Here is a 12,196-nt window from a genome sequence, read left to right as displayed (position 1 = left end):
CCAAGAAGTACGTCCTGATAATTGGGACATGTTACATAAATTCCGGGATGCAGGATTTGGTTTAGGCAATCATACTTTTTCTCACGCCAACCTAAATAAACTCAAATCCAGAGAATACATCCATGAGATAAAAGAAGCTGATTCTATCTTGTCACCTGTATTGACAGAACCCAAATACTTTCGATATCCCTACCTGGCAATGAGTACAGGGAATAAAAAAAATAAGATACTGTGCTACCTTGAAAAAAATAACTATCGCGTTGCTCCTATTACTATAGATAGTAAAGACTTTGCCTTCAACCAACGCCTATTATCTGTTCCTGAGTTAGGCAGACGAGCATACCTGGATGAGTTAAAGCCTTTTTATCTTGATTTTATCTGGCAACAGACTTTGAAAGCAGAAGAACATTCGCAATATCACCACAACTCGGACCAAGCGCAAATCCTGTTGATTCATGCTAATTTACTCAATGCTTATGTTTTGCCAGATATTATTAATTTGTATAAACAAAATGGTTATACTTTTGTTAGCCTGGAAAACGCCTTAAAAACTTTTAAAGACAATTATCATTGTCATAAGATCTTTAAAAAAGGTCCATCCGATAAGAAAAATCTCGAACAAGAGGCAAGTTTAAACATAGAATCGTTTATGGATTGGGATTAAACTTTCCAACCCTCTCCCTAGCCCTCTCCCACAAGTGGGAGAGGGAATAATATGTCGGCCATACATATCAATTATGCCTTAGACTTAACACCTTGACGCCTATGGGCATTCTGACCCAACATTAGGCTCTATCCAACATCCTATATTGGGTCAAAATGCTCATTGGGCGTCAGTCTAAGGCAATTTTGATAACCCCATGCAGGCGAGAACCTTTTGCCTCTCCTTATTGTAAATAATTTGATCGAAACTAATCTGATAAATATATGACAAATCTGCACTATAATTATCAATGAGATGGGTTTAATTAAACGATAGGGGTAGAACTTTGAACAAGGTGAGAATGGAATCACAAAAATTCACTCTACCTAACGCCAGTAATTTACTATTATTTTGCGTAAAAAAAGATATGTTGTTTTCACACGCTAGAGCTAAAAATGCCAAAAGCATAATATATAATGAGAGAGATAAGCCGTATCTCAATATTGAATTAATTGCCAAGAATAGTCCTCCTACTTCAATAATAGCCGCATTTACATTGGTCGAATTGTTAGTAACTTTATCTGTCTTCGCTATTCTTCTCACTCTCATTATGCCTTCCCTAAGAACAATCATTTTAAATAACCGTTTGACTTCAAACATTGATTCATTGGTCAGCTCATTAAACTATGCTCGCAGCGTAGCACTTGATCAAGCATTGAATGTTGCTGTATGCCCTTTAGGCTCACTAGGCTCAACGTCTTGTGGGACTAATTGGAGTTCAGGGTGGATAGTAGTTACTCAACCTGTGACTGGTACCGCAACCCTTTTAAAAACCCATCAAACTTCAGTAAATGATCCTGTAATAACCTCTAATGTATCCAGTGTTGTATTTGATCCTCACGGTTTATCGACTACTCAAAGTAACTTCACGATATGTGATAGCCGAGGAGGAGCCTTTGCTCGATCAGCAATGGTTTTAGTGACTGGTTTTATTCAATCCAGCTCAACACCAGGGCAGGCTGTTTGGAATAATGGTACGTTAAACTGCCCTTAATGGAGAGATACTTTATGGTAGTTAAGATTGGAGCTCCTTTGTACCGCGCAACAAAGCAGGAAGTCCGAAGAAAGACAAATATCAAAGGAAGTATATATTTCCATACGTTAACAAAACACCAAGGTATGACTCTACTGGAAGTATTAATTTCTGTAGTCATACTCGCCATTGGCATGTTAGGCATTGCCAGCATGCTGATGGTAAGCAACAAAGCTAACAACTCCAGTTATGCCAAACTGCAAGCAGTACAGGCTGTATATGACATATTTGATAGAATTCGCGCCAATCGTCAACCTGCAATTAATGGAAGCTATAATGCCAGTAATATAGGCAGTAATGGGTATCCTACCTCAGTGAGCGCCCCTTCTGTTTTATGCAATGCCTCCACATGCACCCAAGAGCAACTGGCTCAATACGATAAATGGTATTGGCTTACCAGAGTGGTGACTCAATTACCTAATGGCAGTGGTTCTATTACTTCAGCTCTTTCTGGTGTCGCAGGAAACACCGTGATTACTGTCACTGTGCAATGGGACGATAGTAAAGCGCAAAATGAATTAGGGGCAAGCAGCGCTCCTTCGGGGACTGCTAATTTTGTTCAACTCAGAGTGCAGAGTCAAATATGAAAATCAGGAAGCGATTACAACAAGGATTTTCATTAGTAGAATTGATGATAGCAACATTAGTAGGACTCATACTCACTTATTCTGTATTACAAATATACTTGGCTCAAAGCCAACTTTACAAAGCATCCAATTCCCAAGATCTGATTCAAAGTATAGAAAATGCGATTACCAATCTACTCATTCCTATGATCAGATCCGCTGGATTCGCTGGCTGCGGTTCAATTACCACGGGAGTTTCTAACTTAAATGCGGGAGGACCAAGGCCTTTGGGAATATTAAGCACAACCCCCACATTGATCATGGGCTATAATGGAAGCGGAGCAAGCTATACTATAACGCAAAGTAACCCTCCCAATAGCACTAATGCAAGCAACTGGTCTCCTACATTAGATTCTACTCTTGTAGGCAATGTACAACAAGGCAGTGATGTCCTTGTAATTTTAGGATCTACCCCGGACAGTTACCCAGCAGGAATAACCACCATCGACCCAGGCAGCAGTTCCTTTACAGTTCAAAGCACGTCTGGCATGACTATTACATCGGGCATGTTTGGAGCAGTATCTGATTGTGGAAAAACTGTGGTATTCCAAATTACTGGAGCGTCAGGAGCAACAATCACTCACAATTCCGGTACTGGTGCATTGCAGAATGCCAACAGTGCTTTCCCCGTTGATTTTCAAATAGGATCCCAATTCGTCCCTATTCAACAAACGGCATTCTTTGTGGGTCAAGGCCTAGGAGGACAAAGCGCCTTGATGCGTGCTTCCCTGGTTGGGAACAGTTGGTCCGTGCAACCCTTAGTCCCCGGTGTGGAAATAATGAAAGTTCAATATGGCATCGGTGCCAATGGAGTGATTACTCGCTATGTATCCGCAAACGCTGTAACCAATTGGGCGCAAGTCTATGCTGTTCGCTTGGGATTTTTAATCGCAGGGCAAATGGGTTCAGGAAGTTTAACTACTACACAATATAACGTTTTGAATACACTGATAACAGTACCGAACGATAATAGGCTGAGACACGTATTTGAATTAACCATTAACTTGAGGAACGCTGTATCATGAACACACCAAGATCGAATCCTCATTCTAAACAAAATGGTTATATCCTCATAACTACTCTCATACTTATGATAATGCTGACCGTTTTAGCTCTGGCTCAGGTGTCACAAAACACTACTCAAACTCGAGTAGCTACTAATGCAACCGATTCAGAAATTAGTTTTGAAAAAACGGAAGGCGCTATTAACGAAGCAATTAATCGGATTATCAATAGTACTTACAATCCTCAAAGTTTCTTGGGGAGCAACAATGGATTATATATATTCGACCAGAATGCAGCGCCTCTTTGGAAAACGATTAACTGGTCTAGCAGCTCGGCAGTAATTAATAGTTTTCAAGGAAACACAGGTCACAAGCCAGTTACTTTCTTGAAAAACTGCCATCCGTCATTTTGCCAGGACAAAATATGAAAACACCAAGTCATGTATACAGGTCACTGCGCGCTCAATAGGAACCAGTGGGAATACATCAGTACTAATTCAAAGTACTATACAAATTCAACAATAGGATTTGATTATTATGGGCGTTTTAAGATTTAGGCGATTCATCAAGCATCGAAAATACTGGCACGTGCCCATAGTGATTTTATTATGTGCTTCGGTATCGTTATATGCCGCCCCGTTAACCATTCCCCAAATTCCACTTATTATAGCTAGTCCAACCCATCCTCAAGTATTAATTTTAATAGGAAACTCTCAGTCTATGGACGGTAATCTGAGCGGAGCAATTATGACTGGTTCAGGTTCCTTACCAAGTGGATTGACGTCACTTTACAATTCAAGTTCTCCCGTAAATTATACTGTACCCGCAGGTTTCACTCCGCCAGTACAAGGGCCAGATGCTAATGGGTTAGCACCTTATACTGTAACGCAAGGAGGGGTTAAAATTGATAACAGTCCTAGCCGATTAAATGTGGCCAAAGCAGGTGTCAAAGCCATTATTGAAAATTACATGCCCACAACAGATTTTGCATTGGGAACCTACAGCACAAGCAACATCAGAGTTTATAATACATGGGTGTATTATATGTCACCTCAAAGTAGTAATTTTATCTTCACTAATACCCAGATTGCAGGTAACAAATATGTCATTAACCCTTGCTATAATTACAGCTCAGCATCATCAACTGTTCAGAGCAATTGCTCATCCCTAGCTAATCTATACGGCGCTGCCGTTGTGTCTTCAAGTCAGTATATACAAATTAGCAATTCCAGCGATGATCCTACTATTAATGACGTATTCTATACTTCAGGCGGATTTCCTGGGGTGTTTGTTAGTTATAACGGCCCAATACCATCTAGCCTTATCCTCCTAACTATACTATATCCAACTATAACCAGGGGAATATAAACATTTCCTACCTCAGTACACGTCCTTCTATTGGAAATTTTTCTTCTTCCCCTACTAATGCCGGCTTTGTCCCTTTTTCACAACAGGTTATGTATGTGCAACGTGGCTTTGGCTATTATAGTAATCAAGCTTATGCCACCGGTAATATGCTGGTGAACATGACAAGCGTTGGATTAAATCCAACCCCTACAAGCGTTGCAAATGCGATTAATTCCTTTTTACCTTACTTGAACCCAGAAACTAACTCTACGTCCACCAACGAAATCAAAGCAGCAGCGGTCCAATCTCCTCTTGCAGGACTATTAAGCAGATCCCGGAATTTCATGAAGACTGTCGGAACAACCAGCGGCAACTGTCCACAAAAACAATACATCATATTGATTTCAGATGGTCTGCCAACGCAAGACCTCCAATCAAGATTTTGGCCTCCATTAGGCAGTGCTGCAGCAATAGGCTATGGTGTTACGGCAACTTTCAATGCCGACGGCTCGCTTAACAGCACTAATGATCGGGCTTTGTCTGATGCAATTAATGAAATAACTACTTTAAAAAACAATGGGGTTACTACTTTCGTCATAGGTTTAGGGGCTGGTGTTGATCCGGCTGTTAATCCCCAAGCAGCCGCTACTCTAAAAGCCATGGCGGTAGCAGGAGGTTCAGAAGACTACTATCCTGCTACAAATCCGGAAGCATTAGTAAATAGTTTGAATAGCATTTTATCCAATATTCAAGATGGTTCTTTTTCAACTTCAGCAGCAGCTATCAGCTCCACTCGAATCGATAGCAGCACAGTGGAATATCAAGCTAATTTTATAACCAGAGACACGCCATATCGGGATTGGACAGGAAATCTGACCGCAATAAAACTCGATGAAGACACTGGTGAACCGACCAATACTATTATATGGTCAGCACAATCACAACTGGACTCTTTAGTATCAGGAACAGGATGGTCAACAAACCGTAAAATAGCAACTTGGGATCCTATCGCTGCAGATGGTATTCCTTTCCAATGGGCTAATATCAATTCAACCCAAAAATCACAACTACAACCTAATGATCAATTAGGAGAACAACGACTGGAGTATCTACGTGGGAATGCCGCATTGGAAAAAAGAAATGGGGGGACATTCCGTAATCGTTCTCATGTGTTAGGAGATATCGTTGACAGTCAAGTGATCTATGTCGGTGCACCCCGGGCACCCTATTTAACTACGAGTTACCTTGATTTTGTAAAAGCTAACATCAATCGACAACCTGTGCTTTATGTGGGAGCAAATGATGGAATGCTCCACGCTTTCAATGCCACCACTGGTGCAGAACTTTTTGCATTTATTCCCAATGCTGTCTTTAATAATCTCTATCTACTGACCTCGACCCTGTATAACCAAAATCATTTATTTTTCGTCAATGGTTCCCCAGAAAGCGCTGATGTGCAGTTTGCTGATGGTTCATGGCATACCATTCTAGTTGGAGGAGAAAATGCGGGTGGTGATAGTATTTATGCTTTGGACATTACAAATCCAACAAACCTGAGTACTGAATCCTTAGTAGCAAATGCTGTTTTGTGGGAATTTACTGATACTGATTTAGGTCTCACTTACAGCAAACCACAAATAGGGCGGATAGGTGCCGCCAATTCATCCCCATTAAATTTTGCTGTCTTTTTTGGCAATGGATATAACAGCACTAACAATACCTCAGTATTTTATGCAGTTAATCCTCAAACTGGAGCATTAATAAGAAAAATAGATCTCTGCGCCGCGGTACCCTCAGCTTGCGATGCGAATTTGCCTCAGGGATTATCAACAGTTACTTTGGCTCAAAAAGATGGTTTACAAGCTAATCCTATTACAGTAGTCTATGCTGGTGATCTGCAAGGGAATCTCTGGGCTATTGATGTTTCTTCTAATGATCCTGCCAACTGGAGCGCTCGAGTATTATTTCAGGCAAGAGACTCAAACGGCACACCTCAACCTATAACGACTCCCCCATTAGTAACCTTAAATCCAAATTATCCGCGTAATCAAGGCCTTTTTGTTCTCTTTGGTACTGGACAGCTCCTCACAACAGCCGACTTGGCCACTACTCAAACTCAAACTATTTATGGAGTTTGGGATAAACCATTCTCCTCAACAACCTATGTTCGTAACAATCTCCAACAGCAAACTTTAACTCTAGTTAATTCAGCGACTTCAGGTTTATCCACAAATATCATTACAGCGACGGCAAATACCATAAATTGGAGTAATAAAGTGGGGTGGTTTGCCGATCTGCCTATTGCAGGACAAAGATTAGTAACCACTCCAGAACTAATTAATGGAGCATTTATTGCAACTTTAAACACGCCCCCACTGAATTCGTGCGGATTTGGATTTTCATCGACGCTCCTGGAACTTAATTTCTTAAATGGAGGCGCATTTCAATATGCTCGATTTGATATTAATGGTGATGGTGGCTTTGATGTGGCCGATCAATATAATGGCAGCTATCCAGTAGGTATTGATCTCTCCAACAATTATGCGAATTCACCGACTATTTTAGGACCCAATAAAGATAATAATCTGGTGATTCTTGTCACTCAATCTGACGGATCGCAAAAAACTATTATTGCACCCAACACGTCACCAAGAAAAATAGGTTGGTGGCAAATACAGTAGGGGAATGTCAATGCTTATTAATAAAAACACCACAGGATTTACCTTGGTAGAACTTTTGGTTTCATTGGTCATTATGGGAATTCTGGTCTCAATTGCTTATCCCTCCTACGTGCAATACATTCAAAAATCACGCCGTGCCGATGCTCATAGTACTCTAACTCAGGATCAAATCATTTTGGAACGTTGTTATTCCCAGAATTTTTCTTATGCTGCTGCTTGTGGTGCCTTACCCTCTTTCCCCCAAAATTCCCCTCAAGGATATTATACGATTAACATTTCAAATCTTTCAGCTACTACTTATACCTTAACGGCAACACCAGTTGGGACTCAAGCCAAAGATACAAAATGCGCCAGCATGTCAATTAACCAAGCCAATGTAAAAACAGCGGTAGATTCCTCTTCAGCAGCTCAAACAGAATGCTGGAACCCTTAATTATTTTCAAAAATTTCTTTGCATAAAGAAATCGTTTCTAGTACATTTTGCCAACAATGGAAGTCCAACTTTATTTTTAAATGGAAATTTTTTGCTTTTTAATGGGAATACTGTACATATATACTCATAATAGTTATCTGTTCCTTGTTCTCGCGTTATTTTTTTATATAACGCTTCGATATCCGATAATCCTTTTTTTCATTGCTGGATGCGGAATTGCTGCCATTCACCAATGGCTGGTATCTCCAAAAGGTATGCCTAATACCCAAGTAATCGCCCTAGCAAGAGTAGAAGGAACAATCGCCTCTATCCCTATACAACGCGCAAATAAAATCCAATTGCATTTTGCAGTTGAAAAAATAAATGACATTCCTGCCAAGGCCTGATCCAATTAAACTGGTATAATAATCCACCCCCATTGCATACTGGTCAACGCTGGAAATTAGTTGTTAAATTAAAGAAGCCTCGTAACTTTTTAAATCCTGGAAGTTTTAATTATGTTAACTCATTAGCAGCACGCCATATTCATTGGACAGGCTATATCCGTTCTGGGGAAAATAGACTAATCAACGCCGCCTCTTCTTCATTTCACTGGTTAGTTTTACGTGAAAACCTGGGGATGCGTTTGACAAGACTAGCGCCTAATATAGAAACAGCCGGTGTTGTAGAAGCCTTAACCCTCAATTTGCCCCATCATATCAGCCAGGAAAATTGGAATTTATTTCGAAGAACAGGAACAATACATTTATTTGGTATATCTGGAGAGCATATCGCATTGATTTCAGGAGTTTTTTTTGCGCTTCTAAGATGGATTTGGTCTAAGAGCGCTCGATGTTGTCTATTCTTGCCAGCGAATACCATTGCGAGTATCGGTGGATTATTAGCCGCTTTTCCTTATGCCTTTTTGGCGGATTCGAGCCTCCTGTGCAAAGAGCCCTAATTGGCTGCTTTTTTTACACTATCTATTGGATTGGAAAACAACGTTTCACCCCCTGGCAAATATGGCGATACGCGTTGTTTACCGTCTTGTGCATCGAACCTCATGCCGTATTTATGCAAGGTTTTTACTTTTCCTTTCTTGCCGTTGCCTGTTTATTATTAACTCATCAGCGTTGGCAACTGAAACAATACAAAAAGAAGATAGCTTTACAATTAAGCTGCCTCGTTGGGCTTATGCCTTTAACTCTCTATTGGTACTCTTATGGTTCACTTAATGGTTTTGTTGCTAATTTATTTGCTATTCCTTTAGTGGGATTCCTGATAGTACCCTTAGCCTTAATAACACTGATAATCAGTCCATTTAATTGGTCATGGCTTTTAATGAAACCTTTAGCTTGGCTTGTAGACCTCCTCTTTCAAGGGCTAGTCTGGACTGAGCTGCTGGCAGGAGTTAATATAACCTGGTCCATCACTTCCGTTGCAATGATGCTTGCTATGATGGGAAGCCTCTTACTGGTCGTCTTATTACCAGTCAAACCATTCAAACATTTAGCCATCCTTTGGATGATCATTCCTCTATTTCCACCCAGACCCGTAATTCGACAAGGAGAATTATTAATTAGTGTTTTAGATGTTGGTCAAGGGTTGGCTATCACCTTACAAACGCAGCATCATATTTTACTTTACGACACAGGAGATTCTTATTTTCAAGGCAGTGATTTAGGAAAAATGGTGATATTGCCCTTTTTAAAAACGTTAGGAATCAAAACTATTGATAAAATCGTAATAAGTCATCCAGATAGAGATCACCGAGGAGGATTAAACTCTATTGAAACTGAAATGAGAAGTAAACAATTAATCGTTAATGAGCCCCGCGACTACCCGCATGGAACGAATTGCCATTTATACCTCAATGGCAATGGGACGGCATTGAGTTCCGTTTTTTACCCATCAGGGAATCTTTCTCTAAAAAAAATAATAATTCATGTGTATTACAAGCCAGTAATTCTGCGGGCAAAATTTTGTTAACAGGAGATATTGAAAAGATGGCCGAAGAATATTTAATAAAAACCTACGGCAGCCAACTGGCCTCTGAAGTTTTAATTGTTCCTCATCATGGCAGCAATACCTCTTCTTCTTACCGATTTTTGCTTGAAGTAAACCCACTTTACGCTGTTGCTTCATTAGGATTTGATAATCGCTTTCACTTCCCACATGCCAAAACGTTGCACAGCATGAACGCATTAGGAATATCTTTCTATAGAACCGACGAGTGCGGTATGGTACAAATCAGATTACCTTCATCTGGCAAACTGACCAAGCCACACTGCTTTAATACAAAATATTTTATGCAAAGTAATTACTAATCCTGGAGCTGGAAATGCTACTATAAGCGATTGACCAAATATCACCTATAAAAATGACCAGGACGCAAACACCCATTGAGAAATCACCATTTCATACCAATTTAGGAATAATTCATCACATAATAAACTGGGTGTTAAAATTTGTTTTGCTCATTGTAGTTATCGCTGTCTTTGTTCCTTTTTCCCCTAAAATGCCTGCTCCTGGGCTAGATGCCTCCTGGGCTGTTGGGTTAAATCAAGCCATTGCTCAAGGCTTGGCTTTTGGGAAAGACATACTTTTTACGTTAGGCCCTATTCATCCATTTATACAAAATCATACCACCCTGCTACCGATTTCATGATGATCGGCGGAAGCTTGTATTTGGCCGTGTTCTACTGGATAACTATTATTCTTTTAATGCGAGACATTAAGTGGCGATGGAGCATTGCTTTAGCAATACTTCTTTTTGGTATGATTTACGCTCGCGATTCTTTATTTTTTTCTTATCCATTAATTGTTGGTTTGCTCATCCATAAAGAGGTGCTTAGCCAAAAAGCAGCTGATAACTATTCATCCCTATTATTTGCTTTGCTTTTTACCCCTCTCGGCCTTCTTCCGCTAATCAAGGCTCACTCCTAATATTATGTATTATTACGACCCTCTTATGCTCCTTAGTTGTAAGCCTCTATAAACAACGCATTTTGGCGTTGATCTGCCTAGTCTCGCCTTTGTGTTCCATGTTGTTTTTTTGGGTGGTTTGCGGCCAATCTGTGACTTATCTACCCAGTTACCTAGAAAGCACGTTCTTATTAGCCTGTGGTTTTACTGAAGCTATGGCAACTGAAGGCAACAACAAAGAGCTAATATTCTTTTGGATTGCTGCTTCTCTTATTCTTTTATCAATAGTCGTACAAAAACAGTTTTCTTCTCTTTCTAAAGTATTTCTATTTTGTATTTTCTTTATTTTTCTTTTCTTGTCTTATAAAACTGGTTTTACAAGACATTTTGGCCATGCCTTTATTGCAGGCACATCCATTTTGATCGCTTCTATTTTATTGCCGTATTTATATTCCTCCAAGATGATACTACCCTTACTGGTTCTATCAATATATACAGCAAGCTATATTAACGGACACTATACTAAAATTTCACTGCAAGACAATTTCATGTCCACTTATACCGCAGCCTACTATGGCCTTAAAAACAGAATTCAAAATAAAAACTGGTTACAAGAAAATTTTGCATTAACCATGAACTACTTAAAAGAACGAGACGCCTTCCCAGAACTACCTGGAACCACTGATATCTATTCTTACAATCAAACCTCATTAATTGCCTCTGGCATGAAATGGTCACCAAGACCAGTATTTCAGAGTTATTCTGTGTTTACTCCCGAGATGGCAGAAAGAAATCGGAGTTACCTGCTGAGTACTAATAAACCTGACAACATCATTTTTAAAGTGGAACCGATTGACAATAGAATCCCCTCTATGGAGGATGGGAAAAGTTGGATTGCACTAATTAACCATTACCAACCAGTACACTGGGAAAAAGATTTTTTATTCTTAAGAAAAAAATCAGGAAATAAATCGGCCGTTCTTTTAAAGTTATTAGGAATTGAAACCCACACATTGGGAGAGCAGGTTAAAATCCCCGATACGAACAAGCCGCTCTTTGTTGAAATAGATATTCAACCAACTATTTGGGGATTGTTAGCAACAGCACTCTTTAAACCAGATCAACTCCAAGCTAATTTCGAGCTTAAAAATGGCAGCTCTAAACAATACAGGCTCATTTCCAATATGGCAAAATCAGACTTCCTGCTGTCTCCCCTAATAGAGAGTAGTGCTGAATTTGGGTTATTATTTAGTCAAAATAATTATCTAGAGGGTAAAAAAGTTATCTCTTTTTCTATTACTCCATGCCAAGCACATTCCTCACACTGGCAGACTAAATACACTGTTTATTTTAAAACACTGTTGTGAATTATTTAGTATAGATACCGATACACATTTGCTCATCAAAATCATGTATAAATTTTAATCATCAATCTTCCATAAAGTAAATTTACCGGGTAAAATAG

General features: G+C 39.6%; 5 protein-coding genes and 4 pseudogenes. All 9 read left to right on the top strand.

Annotation, left to right across the window (positions count from 1 at the left end; all coding sequences use genetic code 11):
- The coding region (locus OK13_RS06685; protein ID WP_035889131.1) for a polysaccharide deacetylase family protein at positions 1 to 664 on the top strand (664 nt) is incomplete at its 5' end.
- 325 nt (positions 665 to 989) lie between these two features.
- Positions 990 to 1,697: a GspH/FimT family pseudopilin gene (locus tag OK13_RS06680; protein WP_081964883.1), complete on the top strand. Its 708-nt coding sequence runs from the start codon at positions 990 to 992 to the stop codon at positions 1,695 to 1,697.
- A gap of 14 nt (positions 1,698 to 1,711) precedes the next feature.
- Entirely contained in the window at positions 1,712 to 2,323 is a 612-nt protein-coding gene (gene pilV, locus OK13_RS06675; protein ID WP_081964882.1) for a type IV pilus modification protein PilV, read from the top strand.
- Positions 2,320 to 3,387, top strand: a complete 1,068-nt coding sequence (locus OK13_RS06670) for a PilW family protein (RefSeq protein WP_035889118.1) — start codon at positions 2,320 to 2,322, stop codon at positions 3,385 to 3,387. Before pilV ends, OK13_RS06670 begins: the two co-directional genes overlap by 4 nt.
- Positions 3,384 to 3,891: pseudogene (locus tag OK13_RS06665) on the top strand (pilus assembly PilX family protein). The gene OK13_RS06670 and the pseudogene OK13_RS06665 overlap by 4 nt, the downstream one beginning before the upstream one ends.
- 12 nt (positions 3,892 to 3,903) lie before the next feature.
- Positions 3,904 to 7,394 (top strand): annotated as a pseudogene (locus OK13_RS06660) (pilus assembly protein).
- A gap of 10 nt (positions 7,395 to 7,404) precedes the next feature.
- The gene (locus OK13_RS06655) at positions 7,405 to 7,827 is read left to right on the top strand and encodes a type IV pilin protein (protein WP_035889117.1); all 423 of its coding nucleotides are present in this window, start codon (positions 7,405 to 7,407) and stop codon (positions 7,825 to 7,827) included.
- 80 nt (positions 7,828 to 7,907) lie between these two features.
- Positions 7,908 to 10,133, top strand: a pseudogene (locus OK13_RS06650) (DNA internalization-related competence protein ComEC/Rec2).
- A 53-nt stretch (positions 10,134 to 10,186) separates the two neighbouring features.
- Positions 10,187 to 12,098 (top strand): annotated as a pseudogene (locus OK13_RS06645) (hypothetical protein).
- Positions 12,099 to 12,196 lie beyond the last annotated feature (98 nt).

It is taken from the genome of Legionella norrlandica (assembly GCF_000770585.1).
Lineage (GTDB): Bacteria > Pseudomonadota > Gammaproteobacteria > Legionellales > Legionellaceae > Legionella > Legionella norrlandica.
Note: the sequence above shows the minus strand (reverse complement) of the source record. Positions and strands in the feature narration are given on the sequence as shown.